The sequence below is a fragment of the Micromonospora sp. C97 genome (genome assembly GCF_018070385.1).
In the GTDB taxonomy this organism is placed as follows: Bacteria; Actinomycetota; Actinomycetes; order Mycobacteriales; family Micromonosporaceae; genus Micromonospora; species Micromonospora parva.
Genome location: NZ_JAGPXU010000001.1, coordinates 676939 through 701638 on the forward strand (window position 1 = coordinate 676939; position 24700 = coordinate 701638).

At 66.1% G+C, this 24700-nt stretch carries 25 protein-coding genes; 6 read left to right on the plus strand and 19 right to left on the minus strand.

All coding sequences use genetic code 11. The features are described from left to right. Window positions 1-4: 4 nt before the first annotated feature. The 4 genes from KBX26_RS02800 to KBX26_RS02815 all read right to left on the minus strand — a co-directional run bounded on the left by KBX26_RS02800 (window position 5) and on the right by KBX26_RS02815 (window position 3753). Entirely contained in the window at window positions 5-562 is a 558-nt protein-coding gene (locus KBX26_RS02800; protein ID WP_210864635.1) for a hypothetical protein, read from the minus strand. An 8-nt stretch (window positions 563-570) separates the two neighbouring features. Further along, the gene (locus KBX26_RS02805) at window positions 571-825 is read right to left on the minus strand and encodes a hypothetical protein (RefSeq protein WP_210864636.1); all 255 of its coding nucleotides are present in this window, start codon (window positions 823-825) and stop codon (window positions 571-573) included. 209 nt (window positions 826-1034) lie between these two features. Further along, window positions 1035-2276: a type VII secretion-associated serine protease mycosin gene (mycP, locus tag KBX26_RS02810; protein WP_210864637.1), complete on the minus strand. Its 1242-nt coding sequence runs from the start codon at window positions 2274-2276 to the stop codon at window positions 1035-1037. Window positions 2277-2286: 10 nt separating this feature from the next. Beyond that, window positions 2287-3753: a hypothetical protein gene (locus KBX26_RS02815; protein WP_247680184.1), complete on the minus strand. Its 1467-nt coding sequence runs from the start codon at window positions 3751-3753 to the stop codon at window positions 2287-2289. Between the two features lie 1121 nt (window positions 3754-4874). On the opposite strand from KBX26_RS02815, the gene KBX26_RS02820 reads away from it, so the two are divergent. Then, complete coding sequence (locus KBX26_RS02820; RefSeq protein WP_210864639.1) at window positions 4875-5918, plus strand: hypothetical protein; 1044 nt, start codon at window positions 4875-4877, stop codon at window positions 5916-5918. Between the two features lie 196 nt (window positions 5919-6114). Here KBX26_RS02820 and KBX26_RS02825 read toward each other — a convergent pair whose 3' ends face one another. The 14 genes from KBX26_RS02825 to KBX26_RS02890 all read right to left on the minus strand — a co-directional run bounded on the left by KBX26_RS02825 (window position 6115) and on the right by KBX26_RS02890 (window position 19112). Next, on the minus strand, window positions 6115-7485 hold the full coding sequence (locus KBX26_RS02825; protein ID WP_210864640.1) for a hypothetical protein: 1371 nt from the start codon (window positions 7483-7485) through the stop codon (window positions 6115-6117). Further along, the gene (locus tag KBX26_RS02830) at window positions 7482-7862 is read right to left on the minus strand and encodes a hypothetical protein (RefSeq protein ID WP_210864641.1); all 381 of its coding nucleotides are present in this window, start codon (window positions 7860-7862) and stop codon (window positions 7482-7484) included. Before KBX26_RS02830 ends, KBX26_RS02825 begins: the two co-directional genes overlap by 4 nt. 93 nt (window positions 7863-7955) lie before the next feature. Continuing rightward, window positions 7956-11384: a LysM peptidoglycan-binding domain-containing protein gene (locus KBX26_RS02835; RefSeq protein ID WP_210864642.1), complete on the minus strand. Its 3429-nt coding sequence runs from the start codon at window positions 11382-11384 to the stop codon at window positions 7956-7958. Between the two features lie 20 nt (window positions 11385-11404). Continuing rightward, entirely contained in the window at window positions 11405-11827 is a 423-nt protein-coding gene (locus tag KBX26_RS02840; protein WP_210864643.1) for a TadE/TadG family type IV pilus assembly protein, read from the minus strand. Continuing rightward, window positions 11824-12258 (minus strand): TadE family protein, encoded by a 435-nt coding sequence (locus tag KBX26_RS02845; protein ID WP_210864644.1) that lies wholly within the window; start codon window positions 12256-12258, stop codon window positions 11824-11826. The genes KBX26_RS02840 and KBX26_RS02845 overlap by 4 nt, the downstream gene beginning before the upstream one ends. Continuing rightward, window positions 12255-12683 carry a pilus assembly protein gene (locus KBX26_RS02850; RefSeq protein WP_307857740.1) on the minus strand — a complete coding sequence of 143 codons (429 nt, stop codon included), beginning with the start codon at window positions 12681-12683 and terminating at the stop codon, window positions 12255-12257. The genes KBX26_RS02845 and KBX26_RS02850 overlap by 4 nt, the downstream gene beginning before the upstream one ends. Then, window positions 12680-12880 (minus strand): hypothetical protein, encoded by a 201-nt coding sequence (locus KBX26_RS02855; protein ID WP_030334640.1) that lies wholly within the window; start codon window positions 12878-12880, stop codon window positions 12680-12682. The genes KBX26_RS02850 and KBX26_RS02855 overlap by 4 nt, the downstream gene beginning before the upstream one ends. Window positions 12881-12910: 30 nt before the next feature. Then, window positions 12911-13768, minus strand: coding sequence for a type II secretion system F family protein (locus KBX26_RS02860; protein WP_210864646.1), 858 nt, complete (start codon window positions 13766-13768; stop codon window positions 12911-12913). After that, window positions 13765-14670 (minus strand): type II secretion system F family protein, encoded by a 906-nt coding sequence (locus tag KBX26_RS02865; RefSeq protein ID WP_210864647.1) that lies wholly within the window; start codon window positions 14668-14670, stop codon window positions 13765-13767. Before KBX26_RS02865 ends, KBX26_RS02860 begins: the two co-directional genes overlap by 4 nt. Then, window positions 14667-16193 carry a CpaF family protein gene (locus KBX26_RS02870; protein WP_210864648.1) on the minus strand — a complete coding sequence of 509 codons (1527 nt, stop codon included), beginning with the start codon at window positions 16191-16193 and terminating at the stop codon, window positions 14667-14669. Before KBX26_RS02870 ends, KBX26_RS02865 begins: the two co-directional genes overlap by 4 nt. After that, a complete protein-coding gene (locus KBX26_RS02875; RefSeq protein WP_210864649.1) occupies window positions 16186-16992 on the minus strand; it encodes a ParA family protein in 807 nt (268 codons plus the stop codon). The genes KBX26_RS02870 and KBX26_RS02875 overlap by 8 nt, the downstream gene beginning before the upstream one ends. Before the next feature lies 1 nt (window position 16993). Continuing rightward, a complete protein-coding gene (locus KBX26_RS02880; protein ID WP_210864650.1) occupies window positions 16994-17674 on the minus strand; it encodes an SAF domain-containing protein in 681 nt (226 codons plus the stop codon). Next, on the minus strand, window positions 17671-18555 hold the full coding sequence (locus KBX26_RS02885) for a hypothetical protein (RefSeq protein WP_210864651.1): 885 nt from the start codon (window positions 18553-18555) through the stop codon (window positions 17671-17673). Before KBX26_RS02885 ends, KBX26_RS02880 begins: the two co-directional genes overlap by 4 nt. Then, window positions 18549-19112 carry a hypothetical protein gene (locus tag KBX26_RS02890; RefSeq protein WP_210864652.1) on the minus strand — a complete coding sequence of 188 codons (564 nt, stop codon included), beginning with the start codon at window positions 19110-19112 and terminating at the stop codon, window positions 18549-18551. The genes KBX26_RS02885 and KBX26_RS02890 overlap by 7 nt, the downstream gene beginning before the upstream one ends. A gap of 306 nt (window positions 19113-19418) precedes the next feature. Here KBX26_RS02890 and KBX26_RS02895 point away from each other — a divergent pair, with 306 nt between their 5' ends. From KBX26_RS02895 to KBX26_RS02915, 5 genes are all read left to right on the plus strand, one after another. Further along, a complete protein-coding gene (locus KBX26_RS02895) occupies window positions 19419-19865 on the plus strand; it encodes a hypothetical protein (protein WP_210864653.1) in 447 nt (148 codons plus the stop codon). Further along, complete coding sequence (locus KBX26_RS02900) at window positions 19862-20482, plus strand: hypothetical protein (protein WP_210864654.1); 621 nt, start codon at window positions 19862-19864, stop codon at window positions 20480-20482. The genes KBX26_RS02895 and KBX26_RS02900 overlap by 4 nt, the downstream gene beginning before the upstream one ends. 84 nt (window positions 20483-20566) lie before the next feature. Further along, window positions 20567-21082, plus strand: coding sequence for a hypothetical protein (locus KBX26_RS02905; protein WP_210864655.1), 516 nt, complete (start codon window positions 20567-20569; stop codon window positions 21080-21082). Beyond that, the gene (locus tag KBX26_RS02910; protein WP_210864656.1) at window positions 21076-22380 is read left to right on the plus strand and encodes an MAB_1171c family putative transporter; all 1305 of its coding nucleotides are present in this window, start codon (window positions 21076-21078) and stop codon (window positions 22378-22380) included. The genes KBX26_RS02905 and KBX26_RS02910 overlap by 7 nt, the downstream gene beginning before the upstream one ends. A 9-nt stretch (window positions 22381-22389) precedes the next feature. Continuing rightward, complete coding sequence (locus KBX26_RS02915; protein ID WP_374224195.1) at window positions 22390-23001, plus strand: hypothetical protein; 612 nt, start codon at window positions 22390-22392, stop codon at window positions 22999-23001. A 237-nt stretch (window positions 23002-23238) separates the two neighbouring features. Here KBX26_RS02915 and KBX26_RS02920 read toward each other — a convergent pair whose 3' ends face one another. Further along, the gene (locus KBX26_RS02920; RefSeq protein WP_210864658.1) at window positions 23239-24471 is read right to left on the minus strand and encodes a TIGR02391 family protein; all 1233 of its coding nucleotides are present in this window, start codon (window positions 24469-24471) and stop codon (window positions 23239-23241) included. Window positions 24472-24700 lie beyond the last annotated feature (229 nt).

The following is a 24700-nucleotide window of genomic DNA, read 5'->3' on the forward strand; positions in this document are numbered from 1 at the left end:
GCTCCTAGTCGGTCGACGTGAGCGTCATCGCCCGGTCGGTGATGCGCTGCGCGCTGGTGTTCGCGTACGCGACGACCTGCTCGACCGCAGCGCCCGGGTTGCTGAAGTCCGCGTAGACGTGCGCGTACCTGACCTCTGAGGCCACGAACACGCCCGCGAAGATCTTCTCGTTGATCTTCTCTACGCAGGAACGCGCGACCCGGTACTTGGCAGCACTCGGATACGGAACCGCCTCGCCGTTGCAGGGTCCCTCGGCGGCCGTCTGGCGCAGATACGCCTCGTCGTCGCTCTGGGTGAGGCTCACAGCGATCGTGCCCGTGTACGAACGGTCAGCCGACGAGTAGTCGAACTCGCAGCTGGCCACAGACTTGCTGGACTCGCGGTTTGGTTCAGCATGGGTCAGGGTCCACGCTCCCTCGACGACGCTCGGCAGGGCCTCAGCCAACTCACTGCACGAGGGAACGGCCTCATCCTCGCCGAACGGCCCCCACCGCCAGGCGCCGAGCAACGCGAGAGCTACGACGACAACGCCAGCCACGGCGGCCAACATCTTTCTGCTCATTCGACGGCTCACCAACCGGACCGCTGCTCGTTCACGGAAGGGTCCACGTCGCGTACCGGCGGTTGCAGTGACGCCAACGCGACCCTGGCCGCGGCCCGCACCTGCCGGGCCAGCGAATCCTCCGTATGCCGGTGCAGTCCATCGACCTCGACCGCGATGTCACCCCGACTCGTCGCGGCAATGCGAACGGAGCGGTCCGGCGAGTAGACGTCTATGTCAGGGCCAGTGCCGGCGTCCGGTGCCTTACGCGATCCGGGGATCATCGGACCGATCCTTTCCGGACAATATTGCGGACCGTCGCCATCGGGGTTCCCGCGAGCACCCGACCGGCGCGCCCCCGTCGAGCGCCATCATGGCGACGACCCTACCAACGGGCGTCACCGGCCCGCCGCCCTCAGTGATCGCCGCAGACCAATATGCCATCGCCGTGCGAGGCAACGTCAGCTCCGAGTGGCTTCTACCAGCCCAGGCCTCACCGCGGCTGCTGCGGGTAGCCACCAGAGGAGACTCGATCGAGGCGTTCGTCCCGCGCTTCTGCTCGAACATCAACCTCTCGGCCGCGACGGCGACGGCTTCGGATCAGAAAGATCGCCAGGGCCAGCAGGATCAGCAGCACCACACCGATTCCGACAGCGATCACGGCAACTTGCTGATCACTGGGGCCGCCCTGATCGCCGTACTTGGTCACGTCGAAGGTGTCGTCATCGGCTGCCTGGGCGGTGGCGTCGGCCGAGGCCGCCGGACCGAGCAACGGGTTCTGGGAGACAGCTGGCACATCTGCCGTCAACGCGGCCACCGGGTCGATTCGGCCGAACCCGTACTGCGGGTCGCGGCCCGCAGGGCCGGCGTCGTGCGCCGTCTGAATGATCCTGTTGATCACGTTCGCTGCGCTCAGGTCTGGATACTTCGACCGGACCAGCGCCGCAACGCCGGAGACGATCGCCGCAGAGTCTGAGGTGCCATCCCCCCACCCGTACCCATGGTCCGGGCCGATGTTGAGGATGCCATCGCCGGGGGCCGCCACCACCGCCTCCGGCCCCTGTACCGAACCGGACCAGAACGCTCCCCCACGGGTCGTGCCCGTTACCGCGATCACGCCTGGAATGTTGGCCGGCGAGATGACCGCGCTCTCCCCCTTGGCGGTGTTGCCGGCGGAGGCCACCACGACGACGTCGCGTTCGAGGGCGTACGCGATGGCCTGCTCCTCCTCCGGCGAGGCGGCGCCCGGCCCTCCGACGGACACGTTGACCACCGTGGCACCACCGTCGACGGCCATTCGGATTCCCTGGGCCTGCGCCTGGTCGCTAGCCGGACCCTTACCCTTCTTGATTTTGATGGGCAAGATCCTGGCGCCCGGGGCGATTCCGTCCACGCCGTCGGTGGCGGCGTTCGTCGCTGCGATGATGCCGGCCATGTGGGTGCCGTGGCCGTCCTCGTCGGCGCGGCCGTCGCCGGAAGCACCGTAGCTTCGACCACCGGGCAGCACCTGTCCCTGCAGATCCGGGTGGCTGGCGTCCACGCCACTGTCCACCACGGCGACCGTGACTCCACGTCCAGTCGACAGCTTGTGAGCCTGATCGATGCGGAGTTCGTCCAGGTACCACTGCTCGGCGCGTTGAGGTGCGGCAACGGCAGGTTGTGCGACAACGCCTGTCAGGAGTACGGCCAGCACACACGCCGCGACAGGCCGGAGCAAACCATCGTTCACACTCATCTGCCCGTCCTCATCGCAGGATGCCCGGAGAACCGGTGTCGTCGGCACGCCACGGTTCGTCGTCCTCAGTCAACCACGACGACCCGGGACCGGATTCGTCGTTGTCGTCGGCACTGCCGCCGCCAGTGCCGCCGAGCAAACCACCGGCGCTACCCCGCGAACTACCCGCGCCGGCACCGGTCGCGTTACGCACCGCCCTGGCTGCACTCGTCACCGGCGGCACCCTGCCGTTGCCACCGCCGACCATGCCGGGGATGCCGCCCGCACTGATCCCGCCACCCCCGACAGGGCTGCCCGCACCTCCGGCGCCGAGACCGCCTCCAACAACCCCGCTCGGCGAGCCAGGCCCGAGCCCGAGCCCGCCACCAACTCCGAGCGGGCTTCCGAGCGGGCTATGGCCACCAAGGCCCAGGCCCGCCGAACCGCTGTAGCCGCCGCCGACGGTGGTCGGAGCACCGGCCCCTGCCAGGCTGGTGGTGCCAAGGCCGAGCTCAGCTCCGGGGGCGTCGACGCGCGGCGAGGGTGTGGTGTACGAGCCTGTAACGCCGCCGGTGATGTCGTTACCGAAGCTGCCAGCGGTGGACGGCACTGCCGCGGCCGAGTGGCCACCGCCGTGAGCGGCGCTAGCCGCGGCCGAGTGGCTATCGCCGTGAGTGGCGCTGCCACTGATGCCCGTGCTGTCGAGACCAGAGCTGCCACCGAGACCGGAGCCGGTAGCGACAGATGCACCTTCCGTGCCGCCGGGGGTGTAACCGGCCGGAGGAGTTCGTGGACGGTATTCGTCGTGACCTGTGACATCGTTCGCTCCCGGCGCGACGAGTCGCGGTCGCTCGACCTCTATCGCCTTGCTCAGTGGAGCGGCAGCACTGTTGGCCGCCTGCTGGTTGTCGCGGTACCAGTTGTTCAGATGTGAGCTGGTGTCCCAGAAGCCACCCCGCTTGTTGTCGTTTGCCTGGCCGTCGACCTTCATGGTCGCTTCCAGGTCGTCGGCCTTCTCACGGAACGCGCCGTCGGCGTACGACGTCGGGTCGCTCTGGTAGTCCTTGCGCAAGGCGGAGAGAAAGGCCGAGGCGCTCTCGCCGTCCTGAGCACCATCGAGCTCGCCGCCGTTGGGCAAGCTCCACTCGTTGATGCCGAAGTCGTCCCCCAACGGAATCGGAATTCTCGCGACCGCCTTGCGGATGTCACCTTCGATCCGCGACAACGCACCGCTGACGTTGCTCGCGGTGGTGGTCAGGTCCTCGATGCTCCGGCCGATGCCGCTCAGGTGCTCCCGGTAGGCGTCTCCGCCGCTGCCCTTCCAGCCGGCGAGCATGCCGGGGAGGCCATCGGTATGCGGGCGCTCGGTACCGGGCGCGATCGGGCCAACAAACGACCGTCCGACCAACGCGTCCCTCAGATGGCCCAGCGAGGTGGAGAGGTTGTTCCACCCTCCGCTCAATGCACCAACCGTCTCCGGATCCGCCGCCAGCGTCACCTCGCGGACGCAACGCTCCCACGTCCCGGTCATGACCGGCCCTCTCCGGTCGTGTAGGGGTGAGTAGAGATGCCCGTAGCCACGCGCCAAGCGCCTGATTTCAGCAGCTCATCGGGAGACTTGTGCACGCTCAGGGCCGCATTGCCGAACAGCTGCAGATCGACATGGAGCTTCACCACTGAATGTCCTCCCCCGAGTTGACGCGAGCTTACAGTAGCCGCTTCACCCCGAAGAGCGATGGAGCAGGTTCCGTCGATGGCTGGACAGTTGCGATCGCGCGACTGGCTTCTCGTGCATCGGCCGCTGCGCGAGTCGCCAACCCGGCCATCGGAGGCAGCAGACACGACAGGCCCGCCGCTACGCTCCCCGCGCGTCCACCGTCGCTGGCTGAGTGAGGGCATAACGTGGTTGATCTCTGACAGTTATCGCAGGTCCCTAGACGGCTGGCATCTCCAACGCAATTGGAAAGTTACGGCCGAGGGCAGTCCGCCTTGACTCCTGCGCGAGGATCACCTCGTGACCCAACGCGACGTTACCTCGCCGGATCGCGTGTTGTGCCGCCGTGATTACCATCCGGATCTGGCCGATAAGCGCACTGGGATCTGGTCGAGTCGCTGCGGGCCGAGCATTGTTCAGCGCTCGTCCTGGATCGACGCTCGTACCGCGGCCCGTTCCGCCTCTGACAACTCCATCCGAGCGTTGACCGTCAGCCGCAGCACGTTGCCAGCGAGCTCCGAGGCGAGGGTTCCCCGCGTCGTGCCGTGCTTCCCGCCAGTCGACCCCGCTGTACTTCAGGCCGATGAGAACGGAGTGGATCGCACTCCTCGTGACCGTATGTCCCGCCGGCTGCACGCCTCCCGGATCACCTCCTCCGCCTGCGCCTGTGGTAGGGCGGGGTCGGCGCGGCGTTCGGAGGCCCGTCACGTGTTCAGCATCTGCCGCCCGCGGGGGCCGCGAGCGCGTCCGGCACTGTCAGTAGCTATCGACCCTAGCGCGTCAAGAGCCAGGCGCATCCGAAAGAGCCGAATCGAGTGCGTTCGCCAGTTGCACCTATCGCGGACCAAGCGTAGAGAAAATACTCACCCTACTGTTCCGCCCGAACTCATGGGATGATACCGCGCATGGCAATTAACACCCTTGCTCGAAAGCTGCTCTGGGGCCGAGCCGGAGATTGTTGCGCCTGGCAGGGGTGCAATCAATCCCTGACGGCCATTGCAGGCGACGAGGAAGCAGGCGCGCTCGCAACGCAAGGACTGATTCTAGGAGAGGAGGCGCATATTCGGTCCTCGAAGGCAGGAGGCCCACGACACGACCCAGCATATCCTGAGGACCAGCTCGACAATTATGTCAATCTGATCTTGCTGTGTCCGACTCACCATACCATTATCGACAAGGAGGGCGGGAGGGGTTGGCCTATCGACCAGATTTTGGCGATCAAGGAGGCACATGAGCTTCAAGTTCGCCAGAGTCGGGGGTTCGGCGACCAACGCCGCCAAAAGCTTGAAGAGCAAATATTCGCCCAATTGGCGGTGTGGGAGCATAAGCTTGGCATCGACGACGAAGGCGAGTGGACTAACCTTACATTCGGTCTTAACCAGGCAATCCCCAGCATGCACGCCGACCGACTTGAACGCCTACTAGGTCTCGGCAGTTGGCTACTCTCGCGTTCATGGTCGCCGGAACTACCGAGGGTTCGTATCGCCTTCGATCGCCACTTTGCGGTCGTACAAGTTCTACTATCCGCCATCACGGAGGAGATTTTTGAAAAAGTAAACTCACACTGGCGCTTGGCGCGACCATATAAGCATCTCGGGAATTGGGACGCCGCCGAATACGAGAGACTCCTTCGCGAAACAAACGTAAACGCCACGGCAATATGGTATTTGACATGCGAGCTGTCCCGCAGCGCCAATCTCGTAATCGATGCGGTTCGAGAGGAGCTCGATCCACTATACCGCCTCGACAAAGGAATGGTGCTAACTCGTGATGGAGACGGAATTCTGGTTGACCTGATCCGCCGCGACGAATATTCGAACTGGAGTTGGGAGTCTCCACCCCCGGCTCCTTCACTGCAGAAAATCCGCGAGGTTGTAGTTGCGGCGGCAGAGCCGAACGACACCCGGGTCCAGCACGTCAATCCGCGAACCCTGAGCTGCGACAATTAGTGTTGAATCCAACGAAAGCTCCCACTCATATGCCGCGACGAGGGCGGGAGCCTTTCGTTGCAGGGGCTGCGGTGGCCATCATGGTCTCTTATGAGGGTCGAGGCGCTCGTCATCGTGGACCTGGTGGGCCGGCCGGCGAGCTACACGTCGGCAGCCGAGCCTCCCTGGAAGGCCGCGGTCCGCCGTCAATCTGACTTCACCGAGACCGATGGGCATCTCGCCCTGACGACGGCTCTGCCGGAAACCCGAACGGCCCCGACATCGAGGCCCTCGCTCGCGGCGGGTTGGGAAACGTCCTGGCCGAACGACTCGCTTGCACATGATCTATATCTGCATCTTGCCGCTGCAGGAGAGCACGGGCGAGATCCCGCACGACATCGTCGCCTCTCACGGCGGGACGCCAGCGCTCTGCCGCGCGGAAGACAAGGGAGCCGGCGGGGCGTTGCAGCACCCCCTCGTCCTTCACGAACAGGTCACGGCGCTGCAGGGCGACCGAGAGCCCTTTGTGAAGGGTCGCCGCCATGAACGGAAGCTCCGCGTTGAGGCGCGCGATCTCCGGAAGATGCCGGTCAGCCGACTCGCCACGGTCGCCCGTACCGAGGGATCGCAGCCAGCGCAGGACCTCTGTCAGTTCGGCAGCAGTGTCGCGAGCTGGGCCAACCGGAGGGGTGGCACGCAGGTCAGCAGCCGCGATGGCTGCTTGCCGCCAGCCGCCGATCATCTCCGGGTCGCCGGTGCTGGAGAGGATATGCACCGCGAGGCCGAGTTGAGTACCAAGCTGCAGGTGTGTGCTCGTCAATTCGCCTGCGTTCTGCCACATCCAGGTACGCGCCGCGCTGACGGCTGCGACCGCATCGTCCACAGTCCTGACTGCCGGTGCGGGACTCAGCGGAGACCGGGCAACGTCGAGTCCGTGTAGCTGCGGTTGCCCACGGCCCAGGGCGATCAACTCACGGGCGACGACGCTCAATCGGCTGCTGGCAGTCCACCTCGCGGCTTCCGTGGCCGGCCGGTAGATCTCGGTGAGATGGCCCCGCCTCTGGTCGAGCCATCCCGGCAGCGCGATGTCGATCATAATTGCGGCCGATGTGAGCCTGGCGATGTCGGCAAGGCCGGATTGGACGCCACCGCCAGCTCGAATCGCGAGACCCTCCGGAGTACGAGGTGTCTGTCCCGGCGGAACGTGACTGGCGAGGATGTCCCCGATCACGCCGATCGCGTCTGCAGCCCGACGCAGCGAACGCGCCGGCCCGGCTACCACGGCTGCAGGAGAGGGCGGGTAGCTCCGGTCAAGGACCGCAGCGCCCTGAAGCCCAACGTACAGCTGGGTCAAACCCTGCCCACGTCTCGCCAAAATGGCGGTGGCGCGGGCCCGGTCTGGCGCCTCCGCTGCCGGGCGGCCGCCAACCAGCAGGGCCGACGCCCGGGCCAACTGTGTGTAGATGGCTGACCTGGCAATCACGGCGGCGTTGATGTCAGCCGCCGACATGGCACGGCTGTGACCCATTGCAGCAGACGCGGTACGTAAGGCCTGGTACGCCTCGTTGTACCACTGACCGACGGTCATGCCAGGGCCGCGACCGCGCGTCGTAGCTGTTGGGCGCCGGCGTCATGGCTGAGCCTTCGAGCCAAGTCGCTTTGATCGTCCGAGGCCAGACGGTCATGGTGGCGCGCGAGTTGTTCCAGCAGCGCCGTCACAGCGAGGCGGGTTTCCGCGTCGTCCCGGACCGGCACGTCGGCGTCGACGAGCACGTCGTCGTGATCCGAGTAGAGCCTCGCTCGGACGTCGAGGAGCTCCAGGCCGAATCGGTCCCAAGCAAGGTCGGTGCCGGCAAGGCACTTCCACGCCTCGATCGCCATTTGGATAGCTCCTGCGGCAACTACGTCATCACCGCCACGCGCGAGTCGTGCTGCGATCTCTCGTGCCGCCTCGGCATAGTTCATGCCCTGACCTTGGTGCGAGCTCTGCATCAGGTTTTTCTCCTCGTGATTTGGCGTATCGCGTTCAGACGAAAACCGCCCGGTGCGACTGGTCGTCTATCCGGCTCCACTGGTCGCCGACAGCAGGTCTGGCAGGAGTTCGCGCAGCAGCGAATACGTGACCGGTGTGAGGTCTTCGGGCACTTCGGCTTCTCGCACACGCATCAGCTCACCTAGAAGATTGCGCAGCTCGGCAGTATGTCCCTCGGTGTGCGCGGCTCGCATGATGTCGTGCCAGGGCCCGTCGTCGCCGCGCTCCGGATCGGCCAGCCAGGCCCGCTGTACAGCCCAGCGAGCACCCGTGGTGTCGCCCGCATCGAGGTAGAGCTCGGCAAGTTCGTGGGCGGTGTCGACGACAGCCGAGGTGATGTGGCCCGGATAGATGTCGGATTCTGGTAGCCAGGTAAAAGGGTTGCGAGTGCCGGTGGCGTAGGCGCGGTCGGCTCCGTCGAGAGGGGCACCCCGAACGAGCTCCAACGCGGCTCGCAGGTCCTTCACGCCGGCAGGACCACGACTCTCACCGCGACTACGCAGCCGGCGGAACAGATGCCAGTCCAGCAGGTAGCCGGAAGCCAACCGATACAGCCGGTCGGATCCCATCTCGGGCAGCCAGGCATTGCCGTCTGCATTTTCTCCCAGCCACCGGCGGGCGCGGGTGATGGCCACCCGACGGCTAGCATCTTTGACCTGCTGATCGGGCCAGAGCGCATTGGTGAGCTGCTCGGCGGATGCTCCTCGGGCGCCCCGTTGAGCGAGGTAGACGATGAGTTCTGCATGGAAGCGGCGACGCTGGTCGGGCACCGGGCCGGGCGCCTCGACGTCGACCGCACCGAGGACGCTGATCCGGGGCCGGTTCCTGTCCTGCTCGCGCCAGGCCCGCAGATCCGCATCGAGCTGCGGATCGGCTTGGCGGCGACGCTGACGGATGGCGGCGGCAACCTCGCGCGGCGGAACCGTGGCGACGGTAAGAGCGTCTTCGATCCGGGGCACGGCGACGATGGGGTCCGCCGGAGTCGACATGTTGCCGACGCCGATCGCTGCTTCGTCGGATGTTGGCGCCGTCGGTGCGGGGGGCTCGCTCGTGCTGAGGAGGTCGAGCACTGAACCGGCGGCGTCGGTGTGTTCCGCCCACGGCTCCAGCTCCCTAGCCGGCGGGGTCGGCTCATCCGCGGCTGCTCGTGCCTGCGTCATGATCTCAACGAGCGGTTCCAGCTCTCGTACGGGTAGTCCGGCTGCGGCACCCTCGACAGTCAGGAACGGCAGGGCTAGGTGCAGCAGGCCGTCCTCGCTGATGACGGCGGTGTTCGGGCCGGCGACAGAGGCCTCCCTGGTGGTGCTGGCCACCGCGACAGCCGACCGCCCCACATCCCGCAGGTCTGTCCCCAGCTCGGCAAGTAGGCCGATGTCGCTCGGATCGGGATCGGCGACAAGCAACACTTGAGGTACCCAGGCTTCGCCGACGTCGAATATGCGGCCGGCAAAGGTGTCTGCCGCTCCGGTCGCACTGAGGGCAGCCACCACGGCTGCGGCACGGCGGCGAAGCCGTGTGACAGCCTCACCGACTGACGCGACCGCCCGCATCCGGTCCGGGTTGAGGGCGACCAGCAGCTCTGTCTCCAACACCGGGAAACCGGTGACCAGCACCTCGACGTCGTCGGACCATGAGTTGCAGGCCAACTCACAGGCGAGGTAGCGCAGCAGGGCGATGGCACGTTCGTTGTCACCGGCGATGGTGAGGCTGCCAAGACGTTCGAGGTCGATCAGCAGGTGTCGGCCGGGCTGCGATCCGACGGCGACGAGAGCGGGTAACGGTGCTAGCTGCTCATTGACCGGCGGGATGATGGCGTCACCGGGCAGGGTCCAGGTCCTTCGGTCTCCGTTCCATGGTGCGGGAGGTTCTGGGTTGGGCTCGCTGAGCGCCACCGTGACCTCGCGGTCGGCGATCCAGGCGGCGGCGATGTCCGGCAATGCCTGTTCCCGCTCCGCCAGAGCTGCGGCGAGGCTGCGTAGGGCGAGGTCGAGCCGGTCGACGTCGGCGGGTTGCTCGGCCACCCGAAGAGCTCGCTCCGTGGCACCACCTCGAGGATGTGGCAGCCTGCGGCCCGGCCGACGATGCTGACGTTGGTGGCGTCGGCGACGTACCACGCTGGCGACCAACAGCGCGGAGAGCAACCCTGCGCCGGCCAGCGATCCCAGCACGATCGCCTCGTCGAGGTCGCTGTCGTCCGTCGAGTCCGTGGGCTGGTCGTTCCATGTCGAAGGGTCTGCTGTCGCCCCTGCTGTGGTCGACGGTTCGGCCGCCGTGGACGGGCTGACCGAGGCGGTCGGCGTTGCGGTGGGAGGTGTTGAAGGAGCCGGCGGCGAAGCTTGTGCGCCTGGCTGATTCCCGCCAGTGTTCGGTGGGCGGGGCACGGTGGGGCCGTCGACTTCCGGTGCGCTCGAAGACGGTTGGTCGGGGTCGTCGGCCACGAGCTCACCCTGGGCGTGACCGGCAGGGCCCCGATCGTGAGCGTCCTTGGGCAGGGTGACGCGCCAGCCACGCTCGATGTGGTTCGGGAATCGGTGGTCACGTCGTTCGAGTTCCGGATTCACAGCGGCGATCTCGGCATAGCGGTCGGCGTCGCCGAGGAAGCGTTGAGCGACACCGGCCAGCCAGTCATCGCGCGCTACCTCGTAGATCAGCGGTCCGGCCGTTGCGGCTGAAGCCACCGTTACCGCTTTGGCTGTCAGGGAGGCATCAACCGGGATCCGCAGCCTCCAGCCCGCGTACACCCTGGTGTTGCCTGGTTGGAGGCTCCGCCCGTCTGGTTGCGCAATGCCATGGTTGGCCTCGGCTAAGTGCTGCCAGGAGACGTTGTACTCCTCCGCGATGTCGAGCAGGCTCTCCCCGCGCTCCACCGAGTGTTCGAGGTAACCGACGGCGTTCGGACCACTCGCCGGTACGGCCGCGAGTGAAGCGACCTGCTCCGGGTTCACCTGCTCGGGTGCGACCGAGGGAGGGCTGGCGATGGCGGCGGGCACTGATGCCGATGCGAGAGCCGGAGCCGCGAGCGCACCAAGGATCGCGGCGACGAGCGCGGCCGCTGCGCGCTGCTGCAGTCGTATGCCGGGGATGCGAGTGGTATTGCGCGGGACCCGACCGCGCCGACGCCCGCGCAGTTGGGCGATGGTCTCCACGACCAGGGCAACCAGAAAGGTGACCCAGGCCCACGCCGCCAGCACGACGGCAACCCAACCGATCAGCGCCAACGCCTGCAGGAAGAGGTCCCCATCGTCCCGGCTGCTAAGGCTGAGCCAGACCTGGGAGGCGGCTGCGCTTGGATCCTCAATCAGGTCGGTTAACCATGCTCCGAGGCCGGGAACCGGGTTGCCGGCGGCCCAGACAAGAAGAGCCGGCAGGCTGACGATCAGGGCGACCACGGCGAGGGCGCCGAGGCAGTCGAGCGCCCGCCTACCCCGACCGATCGTCGGTACGGTCCGCGCCACGCTTACTCCTTCCCGGTCTTCTATTGAGCGATAAGGGTTGCGGTAGCCCGGCCGGTCACCGTCGTGCCTGCTCCCCCACCGAACAGGTCGAGCAGGATCGGGTTGTAGGTGACAGTGACGGTCACGGTGAGCTGCTGGGCCCCGTCCACCGTGACGGTGCCCGTGACTCCGTCGAGGTCGCCGAGGTACGCCTGAACCGCGTTGGCGGCCATCGTGGCGTCGATCTCCTTGGCACCGCCGCCGATGGCCTGCCCCGCCTTGATGGCCTGTCCGCCAGCCCGGGCCGCCTCGGCGGCAATGTTGTCCGCCCGTTGGTACGCGCGCACCTTGGCACCACCGTCGACGACCAGGCCAATCAAGGCGAGAGACGCCGGCGCGAGGACGGCGAACCAGATCGTGATCCGACCGTGGTCGTCGCCCAATCGGCGCCTGCACGTGGTCACTGCCGGCTCCGGTACGTGTCCAGCGGGCTAGTGAAGGAAGCTGTGAGCGGCACGGTGCCGGGCATCCCGGGCAGTGCGACGTCGGAGAAGGTAGCGGTGCAGCTAACTGTGGCGGTAACGGTGGCGGGTTGACCCACAGGAACGCCGAAGCCTGCGGTGGAAACGGTGACATCCAGGTCGGTGCAGCTGAGCCCCTGGGCGTCGAGGGTGGAGTTGGCGGCGGCCAGCGCCTCCGCGTTCGCCTCACTCGCGGTGCGTTCCAGGGATGCCGTACGGGCGGCGTCGTAGGCCGCCGCCTCAAGCGCCTGGCGGGCGAGGTTGACCCGGCCGCCGATGAGGACACCGGCGAGCAGCGCCAGGATGGCCGGCGCCACCACCGCCATCTCGATGCTTGCCGAGCCCCGCTGATCGCTGATCCACCAGGTGTTCATGGCGTGGTGGGCCGCTCGACGGGTCCGTGGGCGGACTTGCTGATGGTCCAGCTGAACCCTGGTAACACCGTGATTGCGTGGCCGGTCACGGTAACGTGCACCTCTGTTCCGGTGCGGGTGACGTCGACCTGCGGGTCCTCCAAGCCCACACCAGCCGTCGACAGGAAACCGATGGCTCGTGTCTCTCCGGCTGCGGCTGAAGATTGGTACCCCCGGGCCGCGTTGACCCCCTGTGTGGCCGCGCCCAGCGCGATGGACTGGGCGAAGAAGACCAGCCCGGCCTGAACGACGGCGAAGGTCAGCAGGATCATCGGCAACGCGATGATGGCGAACTCGACAGGTGAGCTGCCACGGTCGTTGAGCCAGGGACCCGTCTGCCCGCGTCTGGTCGGGCGCGGGCAGACGGTGGGCTGCCAACGGGTCACGGCTGGGTCGGGATGAGGGCGACCCAGCCGTTGGCCACGGCCACGATCGCACCGGCGACGACCACAGCGCCGGCGACGAGGATCGCGGTGATGACGGCGGTACCGACTGGGCTGTCGCCGCGGTCAGCCTGAGCTGGATCGGTCAGGTACTGCCAGCGAGTCACCAGACGGGTGGTGATGCCGTGGATGGTGAACATGCGGGGTTCCTTCCGTGGAGGGGTGTCGGTTCAGCGAACGAACAGTCGGGCCATGAACGGGTAGCCGATGAGGACAAGGAGTACGAGGATCAGCGCCGCAGCGGGGATGTCGAGCTTGTTGGTACGTAGCTCGGCCTGGGCGAGGGCCTCGGTGCGGATCCGGTCTCGCATCGAGTCAGCGCGAGCGCGGAGTGTCTGGTGGACGTTGGCGCCTTCGCTGCCGGCGGTGCGCATGATGTCCGCTAGGTCGCCCAGCTCGATGACCTCGATGTCGCGGGCGAGGACCTTCAATTCGTCCCACGGCGGTCGCAGTTGCAGCTGGGCGCTGAGCAAGGCTTCTCGGATGCGGGCGAAGACCCAGCCGTGGCAGACGCTAGCCGCGCGGTCCAGCGACTCCACCGGGCCATGCCCGCCAAGAACCTGGTGCGCCGCAAGGTCGAGGTAGGTGCACATGGCCCTGGTGAACTCAGCTCGAGCGACCGTGGCCTTCGATACGACCTCACGGTGGGCCAGTACTGTGCCGGCCAGCGCCGCGGCGATCGTCGCGCCCACGGGGATGAACACGGGGATTGGCAGCGACAGCACCCCAACGGCGACGGTGATCAGGGCGGGCAGGATGAGGCAGAACAGTGCTGACAGGCCCAAGGTGAGGAAGTACTGGTCGGTGCTGCGGTCCAACAGCCGCAGGTCGGCGTACGGCACCGTGAAGCGCCGCCGAAGCCAGCTGATGCCAGCCGGAGTGTTGCTCGCGGTGCTCAGCGGGTGGAGCCGGTGAAGCGCGGGACCTAACGCCGGCGGAGCCGGAATCAGCTGTACGAGCAGCAGGAACACCCCGAGCCCGGCCATCGCACCGGCGAGGACCATGGCGGCGAGGTAGCTGTTGCTCATGCGCTCGCCGCCAGGTTCTGCACCTCGACCGGAAGTAGCAGTCGTTCCCGCTTCGGTGGCAGGCTGAGCTTGCGGACCGAAGTCATGAGCACGACGTACAGGCCTGCCAGAAAGAGCAGCACGAGCTGCCCAAGGACGCTGCCGTACGGCTGCAGGTAGTGCGGGTTGATCACCCCGTAGGCCAGCAGCAGGATGGTCATGCCGGTCAGGAACCGAACGGCGAAGCGTGGACCCTCGCGTTTCGCGTCCACCGTCGAGCGCATCTCGATCTCGGCGGCGATGGACCGGCTGATCCCGGTCAGCACCTCGTGCAGACCTTCACCGCGGTCGGCGACGTGCAGCATGAGCGGGGCGATGACCTGGTCAGCGGTGTAGTCGTTGAGGTCGTCGGCCATCTGCTGCAGGGCGGCGATCGGGTCGGCGCTGCCCTGCAGACGCGCCGCCAGGTCGCGGACCTCCTGCTCGATGAGCTGCGGTGCCGTCGCGGCGGTGGCGACTACAGCCTGCTGCAGGCCGATTCCCCGGGCGACGATGTCGGCCAGTCGGCGAGTCCAGGCCTCCACGGCCTCCAGCCGGGCAATCGCCTGCTTCTCCGCGCGACCAGCGGCGAACAACCACGGTATGCCGGGTAGGGCAATGCCGATGATCACCCCGGCGGCGGGCCAGCTGGTCAACAACCAGGTCAGGGCCCCGACGCCAATCGCGATCAACAACTTGGTCTGGCGGGCGCGTTGCTCCCGACGCGTACGTCCCGGTCCGGTCCACCAACGGCGGGCCTGCTGGTGCAGTACCGACGGAGGCCGGGGCGGACGGGTGGTCCCCGCAACTCCGACAACGCCGACGACTGCACCGGAGACAGCTAGCATGCCCGCCAGCACCGCAGCGAGGTCGAGCAGGCTCATCGCTGCCTCTTCAAGGTGTCCAGACCGGCCGTCCAGGCACCATGGTTGTGCTCTCCCTGCTGGATGTAGGCGGTCAGGTGGCGTGTGTCGTAGCCGATACGCAGCAGAGGTTCGAGTAGTCGCTCCGGCAGGTGCCGGGGCACGGCGCGGCCATCCGGGCCAGGCCCGAAGACCTGGGTCGTGACGAGTTGGTCTCCGCTCATTCCGCCCACTTCAAGAACTTCCGAGACGTAGCGGTGTTTGCGCCCACCGAGCTTGGTCTCGTCCTCGACGTTGACGTACACGATGAGGTCGATGGCGCCGCCGGCCATCCGCCGTGCCAGTTCGGCGGTCATCTCGGGCCCGTGCTGCAGCGCCAGCTCGATGACGCGGTCCATCACCGCCCGGGGGTGCCGGGCGTGGATGGTGCAGAGCGAGCCCTTGCTGGTAGCCATGGCCTGCAGCATCGGCACGATTTCCCGGGATCGAACCTCACCGACGATGATCCGCTGCACGGACATCCGAAGGGTCAGCGGGATCATGTCCATGATCGTGACCTCGCCGGCGGGCCGACCGTCGGCGCCGCGGGATCCGTGGCCTTCCCGGGACTCGAGGCTCATCGCCCATCGGTGCCGTCCGGTGGTGTGCAGACCGAGCTCGCGGGACTCCTCAAGAGTGACGAACTGCTCCCGGTCGGGGATCTCCCGGGCCAGACCACGTAGCAGGGTGGTTTTGCCGGCATCGGCCAATCCCGCGACCATGATATTGAGACCGGCTGCCATGGACGCCTTGAGAAACTGGCAGATCAGGTCATCCATGGCGCCATACCGGTCGCGGAGGTCCTCCAGGCTGACATCCAAGAGGGTGTGCCGGCGGATGGCCGCGTAGGGGCGCACCGCCACCTGCATGAGCACGGTGAGACGGCTACCATCCGGCAGCTGCATATCCAGCCACGGCTTGGTCGACGACAGCGAGCGCTCGGTCGCGCCGGCGCGCATCGCCAGGACCTGGAACATGTCGATGAGTTCCTTGTCGGTCTCGGCGACCGGCTCGCCTACCGTGATCCGACCGTCGGTGTGCTCGATCCGCACGTTGTCGCAGCCAAGAATGTGGATGTTGACGATGTCCGGACGATCGAGCAGCTGCTGCAGACGGCCGAGGCCGAACATGTCGGCCGCGACCGCGTCGAGCAGGGCGTCTTCTTCGGCCTGCGAGATTGGCTGCCCGGCCTGGTGCAGCGCGTCGACGTGCTCGCGTACCAGCCGAGCGGCGATGCGCTCGGCTTCGGCGTGGCGGTGGGCGTTGGAGACGTTGGGTGTCTCCCTGAGTACCGCCGTCAGCTCCGCGCTGACCCGGGCGCGCAGCAGTCGCACCGCTGCGTAATCGATGCTGACCGGCGCAGAGTGATGTACGGCGGCGGGCGAGTCAGGCTTTGACCCGAAGGCTGCAGCACTGCCATTCGTCGGCCAGCGGTGACCGTTCGTGGCAACGCGGTCGACCGATGCCGGCCATGCCGGACCTCTGGACGGATGCTCATCAGGCACGGCTACTCCTCCTCGATGACGCGGGTGCCAGGTGTGCGCGCCACCGTGCGATCGCGTCGCGTACCGCCGGCTCCGCACTGGCTGCGGCTCGGAGTAATCGCTCGCTGCCGCGCAGTCGGCCACCGCCGTCGCTCAACACCTCGGCGGTACGCCGGTCGTCGGGAAGCTCGATCGCGGTGGGTAGCTGCAGTCGCTGCTCGATGTCCCGTCGGCCGTAGGGGCCGTCGCCGACCAAGGCGAGAGCGAGTGCGCCGGGCCCTTGGCCGTACTGGGTCAGTTCTCGCCGGAGCATCTCCGCCGCTCCTGCTGCCGGTGCGATGGTCCGCAGGCTCGCCACGCGTACTACGAGGAGTAGGAGATCGGCGCGGAGCAGCAGCGGCCACGGCGGTGCGCTGGTGGCGAGTCGGCCGCAGTCGGCGATGACGTCGTAGCCGGGCTCGCGATGCTCCAACTGGCCGAAGAATGCGGTCAACGACTCCCAGGTCGGTCGGATGGTGCCCGACTGGACGGTGTCGGTAATACCCGGCAGGACGAGACGCTGCCCAGGATCTTTGCCGTCGAGGTCGACGAGCTGGTGAGGAAAGGTGTCGGCGAGTTGGTCGCGGAGGGCCGCCGCGGCCAGCGGCAGGAGGCCGATCGGTGGGATCTCAAATCTGGACAGGTAGCCGCTCAGGATGCTGCCGCCAGCCGGGTCGCACTCGGCAAGGACGGTGCGTCCCTGCCAGGACAGGGTGCACGCCAACGCGGTGGTGGTGACGCCGGGCGAGCCCTTGGCCGAAACCATCGCGATGATGGCCACGTCAGCGCCCCGCGGTCAGCGCGACGACGATACGACCGGCGGCCGCACGGGACGCAATGAGCGGTCCATCCCGATCGGGGACAGCGACGTTGAGGAGCGTTGTTCCCTCCTTGGCGCCGGCCCGTACGTCCACCACTGTCGCCCTGATGCTGATCGGCGTTGCCGTCGACTGCTGTTGACTCGAGACCGGACCGTCGTCCGCGGTGACGACGAGCAGCACCCGAGCACCAGCCTTCACCCTCTCGGCGGGCATGCGCTCCTGCGGCAGGCTGACCCCCACCAGCTGCTCACCCTGCTTCGGTACGGCCGTTTCGGTAACCTGTGCCCTGGTCAGCAGGGTGCCGGATACCAGCCCGACCGCTGCGAACTTGCCGATAACCTCGTTGGCAGCGCTGGCCCTGATCGGCTTGAGCGCTGGGTCGACGGTGATGCGTACCGCGCGGAGATCCGACCGATCGATGGCGGAGCCGGCCTCGACCGCGCTGTTCACCGCCAGGTACTCCGCAGTGGTGCCGACCTTGCGTAGTACGGCAGCAGCAATCAGTCCACCGGCCGCGACGAGCGCTACCGCCATCCAGACGAGTGCTGGCCGCCAGCGGCGTTGCGGTGCAACCCGCGGAACGGCGTACGGTGCAGCAACCGGCGAGGCAGTGCGGGAGGACTTGGTCGGTGCGCTCATCATGACGTGATCACCTGCAGTTCGTCGATGTCGATCGTGGTCGTGGAGGACAGGTCGACGGTCTGGGATCCGGTGGTACCGCCTCCACCGCTCCACGTGACCAGCCACGACGTGGTCGCGGTGACGGCGTATCGACCTCCGGCCTTAGTGCTGCTCGGCCGGGAGTAGCCGTCATAGCCGCAGTCCGGCGACTTCTTGTTGCCGTATGCGGCCTGATAAGGGGTGCCCGGCGTGGTGCAGGTGACCGAATTGCCGTCGCCCATGCTCCAGACGATCTTCTGCGCCCTGGCCGTGGCGGTCACTGACCGTCCTGGCACTGCCGCTGTCCGCGTGATCGAGCCCCAGGTGCTGGGACTCACCCTGTTCCAGAGCCAGATGGGCAGTCCGACCAGGCCGGCGCCGTCTGTCTGAGGAGCGATTCCGATGTTCGGGCCGTCCAGGTTCATCTGGGCGATCGCTCGTTGAGCAAGTTCCTGGTAGGACGGCAGAATTCCTGCGGGCGGATCCGCCGACCAGGTCGCCGGCGTCTGCGAGGCGATACCTCCATAGATGCCGCACGTGCGGATGCTCCAGTAGCCATCGGTCCGGCCGCCTGGCGGCGGGGGGACCCGACTGACGTAGCAGGCGCCGTCCCAAACGCCGAGTCCATCGACCACGCACGGCACGGCCTGGCCCTCGTAGCTGCAGCCCTGACCGGCGCCGCCACCATTGTTGTCGCCTCCGCCGCCGTTACCGCCGCCTCCGGTGCCGGGCTTCTCCACGACCCAGTAGCAGTTGCCGAGTGCGTCGCAGTGCTCGTAGTCGGCGTACGCCGCGTTCGGTGCTACGAGACTGCCGCCGCCGACCGCGAGGATCAGGGCGGTGAACACCCTGCGGATCAACATGGCCTCTCCCGCTGAGCGCTGACCTCGCGGATACGCCACTGGCCATCGTCGAACAGTTCCGCCTTCGCGATCACCACGTACCTCGTTGCCTGGCCCGTGGTCCGCACCGACTTGCCGGTCTTCTTGGAGATCACATCCCACGCACTGGTGTCGAAGCAGTCCTCCACCTCTGCCGTGAAGGGACGTCGGCTCGTGTCGACCGTGCTCACCTTGGGGGTTGAGGTGGGTTCCCCCTTCGTGACGAGTCCCTGCTGAAACTTGATCAGCAGGTCCTGGCGCACGGTCAGCAACGCAGGCTCAGCCACGAACCGGTCAAGTTTGGCGTTGTAGTCGCCCTTGTTCGACGCGGTGACATAAGCCCCTACGTAGTTTCGGTAAGCGGCCAGTGTGGACGCAGCCGCATTGGCGTCCTCCGCGTCGATGCTGGGAGCCGGTTGCGAACTGACCGGTCCTGCATCCGGCGTGGCACCGCCATCGTCCGAGGTGCATGCCACCAGGTTCAGGGCTAGGGCAGCTGCGATGGCGGCGCGGCTCGTGATCAGTTGAATCTGACGCAACGACGCTTCCCCCCTTTAACTAGGTGTCCAGCCCGTGGCCGTACTGCCGGCAGCAAGGCGGGCTCTTCCGCAGCCCCCGGCATTGGGATGACTGGGCCAGGGCCTGGGCAGACGCGGCAGGTAATAATGGTGCTGCAGCCATCGCGGAGGAGCGCTCTGGCAGCGGGCAATGACACTTCAGCCCCCGTGGCCACACCCGCTGCCAGAGGTTCGTAATGTTACGCACACACCGCGTAGCTATGTCAATGCTTGATTCCATCAAGGACCGTCGTGTAAACCTTGTGTTCCAAGTCGCAAGGAGTCCCGATGGTTGAGGCGGACGATTCAGCCGGCGAGACGTTCGCCGAACGGCTCGACTGGCTATTTCTCCATGTCACCGACCCTGCGGGCAAGCCCTACAGCGTCCGTTACGTCGCGAACGAGTTGACGCGGCGAGGTTGCAAGATCTCCCACACTCACCTGAGCAACCTCCGACAGGGTCGATCGCCCGACCCACGGCGTTCGGTTGTCGAGGCCATTGCAGCCTTCTTTGGGCAGCCGCCCACCTTCTTCGCTGAGACGTCAGAAGATCAGCATGAGCACAGACTCACCCAGGCCCTGTCGGATCCGCATATCAAGCAGGTAGCCATGCGCCTGATAGACGCCCGACTATCACCAGAAGGCCACGCGGCAGTCGTCGCCATGATCGAGCAGGTGCAGCGACTTGAGGCTGCCGCCCGTAGCCGGCTGAAGAACACCGATCGGCAACCATGACCGACGTTCTCCAACAATCAAGCCACCGGCCGCCGGTCACCGCCGGCTGCGTGCGGCTACAGAGCTGGTGGTGGTACGACGACCGGACCACAGCGTGGAAAGAGCAGCAGATTCGCCGATGCGACGAGGTCCTGCACAGCCTGACCCTGCCAACGTCCTTCACGGTAGGCGAGTTCTGCACGGAACTGGAGCGGGCCCGGGGCCGACCGCTGGTGGTGAAGGCTGTCCAGACGCGCCAGGCAGACGCCCGCGCCATGTGGTGCCGCGGCGCGACGACGGATCACATCCTGATCGTTTCGGCTCTACCTCGCCTCCATCGGGACCATCTCGTTCTGCACGGCATCGGCCATATGGTTTTCGAGCACGTTGGTAGCCCCGCCGTCGACCGCGATATTAAGAAGGCGCTCCATGCAGTTGGCATGGCCAGCCTGCGGCGGGATCTCAAGCGCGTCGTCTACACCCATCGCGAGGAACACCAGGCCGAGGTGTTCGCCACCCGGGTGCTGCAACTGACGAATGGCTGGGTAGCACCGAAGCCATCCTCAGGACCCCAGACACAGATGCTGGAGCAGCTCTCCTCGGTTCTCGAGTACCACGCGGGCAGGGCAGCGCGGTGAGGCCGCTGAGTGCTCGCCAGGGGACCAAATCATGCTGAAGCCCGATGAACAGGGAATTCGATGCAACCTCATGCCGATAGCAGCGTGAGCCACCTGCGACAGCAGGCGACGCAGCTGCTCGCCGCACTCAAGCTGCCCTCGACCTTCACCTTCGCTCAGCTGCACGACCGGGTCGAGCATCGCCGCGGACGGCAGGTTCACCTCATCCCCCGGCATTTGCCAGCCCTTGCCCCCCACGGCCTCTGGGTAGCCGGCGAACTGGCCGACTACGTCTTTTATGACGCCAATGCCAACAAAGTTCGGCAGAGCCTCATCATTGGCCACGAATACGGGCACATGATGTTCGACGATATCGCCATCCCAAATGATCTCGAATGCCTTGCGGCCATGCTCATGCCGTCGGTGGATCCATCGGTACCCGAGATTGCGCTGGCGCGTCTCGCGTATGACGAGCCGATCGAGCGCCGGGCGGAGGTCTTCGGGACGGTCGCCGTGCAACGCGCCGAATCATGGTCCACGATTCCGACCTCCGCGCCAGCTGATCCTCGAGTCTCCGCCAGGCTGGTGGCGACGTTGGAAGGCCGGGCCGCCCGATGGTGAACCTCGCTCACGGCGTCATGATCGCCGTGACGCTTGTCTGCTGGGGTATGAGCCTCTATAAGTTGCGCGACCTGGCGCGGGACCGAGACAACCGCCCTCTACGGGCACTGTGCCTTGCCCTAATCGCGATCACCATATCGATGACCATTCAGCCACTCATGTCAAAGATCGACGAGTTGTCCGGGATCCCGGACGTCACTCGCCTGCTGTCCAACTGCCTCTCGCTGGTGTGCGCCACAGCGGCGCAAGCATTTCTTCTCTACATGACCAGTCGCGACGTCAGTAACCGACGGCGGGTACGGCGGCGGACTATCGCTCTGGCGCTCACCATCGCTGTCATGATCGTGATGTTTGTCGCAACACTTCTGGACGGCAGTCGTTCCGATCCGCGCGTTCGCGCCACCGAGTACGACGGCGGGCCTTCCCACCCGCCATTCCAGTTCGCGTACCTGACCTACCTGTTCGTGTACCTGGCTTACCTGGGCTGGTCACTGACGCAGGTAGTGGTCCTCGCGAACCGCTACGCCGCCATCGCACATCGGCCGCTGTTGCGCTTCGGCCTTCGAATGATCACGGCCGGCTCGCTGTGGGGGCTCGCATACGTGGCCGCCAAGCTCGTGGCCATTGCCTTGGCGAACAGGTCCGCCGATTGGGCTCAGATTACGGATGCGGTAGTGGTGCTGGCGTTCAGCACGTCGATCCTGCTGGTCCTGATCGGCTCCACAATTCCGTCCTGGGGTCCTCGCGTCGGCCTGGACCGCCTATGGGCAGGGGCCGCAGCCGCTCGTGACTACTACCGGCTGTACCCGCTATGGGCACGGATCCATGCCGTACTACCTGAAATCGCGCTGCTTCCGCCGCCGTCAGGCGTCCGCGGCGCTCTCTCGGTCGCCCGGGACGCGTCCCTGCGACGGGTCAGGATCACCGTGGAGATTCTCGACGGCTACGCCGCCCTGCGGCCGTGGATGTCGGCATCGGTCGCCGCCCACGCGCAAGATGCCGCCCAGAAAGGTGGCCTCCTCGGTGACCAGCAAACGGCCATGGTCGAAGCCGTCGTCATCGGTGCGGCACTGGCGTCCCGACTCGATGGCGCGCCCCCGTCGGGTGAGGCCACCGAAGCAATCGCCCTACCGCTGGGGCCGTCCCGAGATTTGGCCGCTGGTGACGTCGGCGCCGCCGACCAGGTGACGTGGCTCGCCCAGGTAGCCCGCGCTATTGAATCCCCGATGGCCGCAAAGATCATCACGCGCGCCACATCCGAAGCGTTGTCTCTTGATACGCAGTCGTCCGAGAGGTAGAACCCCATAGTGCCCGCACTCGTTGACCTGCCTGCCAACAGCACCTCGCGAGTGGCACGGGTCGTCACCGAAGCATGTGCGCCGGCCGTCTTCGCAGCCCTGATGCCGCTGATCATCGCTCTGCACAGCACCGCCCCCGCCGTGGTGACCGGCCTCGGCTGGGCACTGCTCGCCATACTGTTCTGCTCCGCCGTTCCGTACGCCGTCATCTGGGTTGGAGTACGACGGGGAAGGCTCACCGACCACCACATCGGCGTACGCGAGCAGCGTCGCATGCCCCTGGTCTACGGACTGCTGTCCGTCCTCGTCGGTCTCGCTGCGCTCGTCCTCGCCGGCGCGCCCCGGCCGCTCGTCGCTATGGTCGTGGTGATGTTCGCCGTACTGCTCATCGTCACCGCGATCAACCAGCTATGGAAGCTCAGTGCACATGCTGCGGTCGTCGGCGGTTCGATGTCCGTACTGACCATCGTCTTCGGGCCGGCGCTGATCCCATCGCTGGCGATCGTCGTCCTGGTGGGTTGGTCCCGCGTGCGGCTGGGTGATCACACGATTGGCCAGGTTGTCGCAGGTGCTCTGGCTGGCATCCTCATCGCTGTGCCGACGTTCATCCTCATCGCGTGAGCGACGTGGAATTCAGAAGATCGTCGGCAGTTGGCGCCCCGCCAGGCTCACTGCCGTCGGGCAGTCAACCGTCGGGCGGATCGCGGGTACCACGCTGGTGCGGGTTCAGGCGTCGCTGCACCAACCCCATGGATGGCTTTGAACGTGGGAACTTCACTCGTAAGGCATTGAGCACGAGCGGAGCAGGGGCCGAAATTTAGACCCGGAGGTTTATCACTCAAGCTCGGATGGCACTCGTCAGGACTGCTCCTCTGTGAGCCAGTCCTTCGCCTTCTGTGAAATCATGCCCGGACACCTCTTCTGAACAAACTCCAAGAACTGCTGCATGCCTGCCGACTGGTCGTTGCCATACGAGTCCTTTGTCGGTAGATCCAGCAGGCGGTCGAGGTCAGCTTCGGTTAGCTCGTCAACCACGAGCTCAAGCCGCATCAGCACGATGTTGCTGTGGTCGTAGCTCCGGGTGAAGTCAGCCTCCTCCAGCCACTTGGTCTTGAGCACCTTCCGTACCGCCGAGGACTGAAATTTGGCAGGGAGCATCAGGTTTCGCAGCCACTTGCCGTCCTCGAAGTCACGGTAAAAGGCGCCTGCGGTTCGGTAGCTCTGGCGCTTGGCGAGCACCAGGTCTTCAAGCTCCTTGAGCGTGTCTTCGCCGACGTATCGCGTGATCAGGTCGTAGGCGAGGCTTGCCAGCGAGATGTAGTGCACGGCAAGGTTGGGTTCGAGAGGTGTTGCCGGCGTGTGGGCCTTCTCGTTTCTTAGATGCTGGACACCCAAGTGTAGGTACCCGATACCTCGGAAGAAGTCTGCCTCCGCATCGTTGGCAGGTGTCGCCTTACCGAATAGAGCTTCATAATGTGCGATGTTCTGGGCGCTGTTGTTGAAGACGTCCGAGGCCTTCTCCTTGCCCGTGATTTCGCGGAGCTTCCCGCGCACCAGCTTGTAGGACTCCTCGACTGCATGGAAGTAGTCCCCGGTCGCCAGGTACTTCCCGATGTGGTTGTAGATGTCACCGTGGATCTCGATCTGAATCTTGTTCTTTGAAACCGTCGCTTCGGTAGTGAAGATGGCGGGTGTGGGGCCAGCTACGTCGTCGGTCGACGTTGTCTGCTCGATACCAGCAAACGGTGCACCATCGATCTCCGCCGCGATCCTTCGGATCCGGGCGATCTGGTCGTCCGTGATCTCCTCACGGAAGCCTGAAAAGCCTGGAGCAGCCTGCTTTGCTTCAACGTAGTCAGCGAGGGTCCCGAGCGTTGATGCGACCTCGGAATCTGAGCCGATCTTCCACAGCGTCCTCAACCTGTTTGCCTTCGACACCCCGTACTCGGCGTACTTATCCTCGTAGATGTCGATGGCGAGGTCGTCGAATAGCTGCGCCAATGATGTGTTTGTGAGGTCAAGGACACATCCACCACTCATACCCAGTACGGCCTCCAGGAAGGTCTTGTCTGGCAACGACAGCTTGCTCACGACTCCTTGCTCCTTTACTCGACCTGTCGTTCCGTAGTGAGCCAGCATGATGGCGTCTGCCCGTCGGCACGACCGAGCACAGGATCATCGTCAAGATCGGGTGTGCTGTCATCGGCACGGTCGGACATCCGACACCACAACCTCCGGCATGCTCGTAGCGAGCGGTTCACGCAGTCCGGACGCAACCGGGCCAACTCGGCGTAACGCAGTGCAGCGCGAGGATCGCGGC

Excerpts from the sequence above, each read along its gene's own strand:
- KBX26_RS02800 (WP_210864635.1), bottom strand. The coding sequence starts at position 562 with ATGAGCAGAAAGATGTTGGCCGCCGTGGCTGGCGTTGTCGTCGTAGCT.
- KBX26_RS02805 (WP_210864636.1), bottom strand. The coding sequence starts at position 825 with ATGATCCCCGGATCGCGTAAGGCACCGGACGCCGGCACTGGCCCTGAC.
- mycP (WP_210864637.1), bottom strand. The coding sequence starts at position 2,276 with ATGAGTGTGAACGATGGTTTGCTCCGGCCTGTCGCGGCGTGTGTGCTG.
- KBX26_RS02820 (WP_210864639.1), top strand. The coding sequence starts at position 4,875 with ATGGCAATTAACACCCTTGCTCGAAAGCTGCTCTGGGGCCGAGCCGGA.
- KBX26_RS02825 (WP_210864640.1), bottom strand. The coding sequence starts at position 7,485 with ATGACCGTCGGTCAGTGGTACAACGAGGCGTACCAGGCCTTACGTACC.
- KBX26_RS02830 (WP_210864641.1), bottom strand. The coding sequence starts at position 7,862 with ATGAACTATGCCGAGGCGGCACGAGAGATCGCAGCACGACTCGCGCGT.
- KBX26_RS02845 (WP_210864644.1), bottom strand. The coding sequence starts at position 12,258 with ATGAACACCTGGTGGATCAGCGATCAGCGGGGCTCGGCAAGCATCGAG.
- KBX26_RS02855 (WP_030334640.1), bottom strand. The coding sequence starts at position 12,880 with ATGTTCACCATCCACGGCATCACCACCCGTCTGGTGACTCGCTGGCAG.
- KBX26_RS02860 (WP_210864646.1), bottom strand. The coding sequence starts at position 13,768 with ATGAGCAACAGCTACCTCGCCGCCATGGTCCTCGCCGGTGCGATGGCC.
- KBX26_RS02865 (WP_210864647.1), bottom strand. The coding sequence starts at position 14,670 with ATGAGCCTGCTCGACCTCGCTGCGGTGCTGGCGGGCATGCTAGCTGTC.
- KBX26_RS02880 (WP_210864650.1), bottom strand. The coding sequence starts at position 17,674 with ATGATGAGCGCACCGACCAAGTCCTCCCGCACTGCCTCGCCGGTTGCT.
- KBX26_RS02885 (WP_210864651.1), bottom strand. The coding sequence starts at position 18,555 with ATGTTGATCCGCAGGGTGTTCACCGCCCTGATCCTCGCGGTCGGCGGC.
- KBX26_RS02895 (WP_210864653.1), top strand. The coding sequence starts at position 19,419 with ATGGTTGAGGCGGACGATTCAGCCGGCGAGACGTTCGCCGAACGGCTC.
- KBX26_RS02900 (WP_210864654.1), top strand. The coding sequence starts at position 19,862 with ATGACCGACGTTCTCCAACAATCAAGCCACCGGCCGCCGGTCACCGCC.
- KBX26_RS02910 (WP_210864656.1), top strand. The coding sequence starts at position 21,076 with ATGGTGAACCTCGCTCACGGCGTCATGATCGCCGTGACGCTTGTCTGC.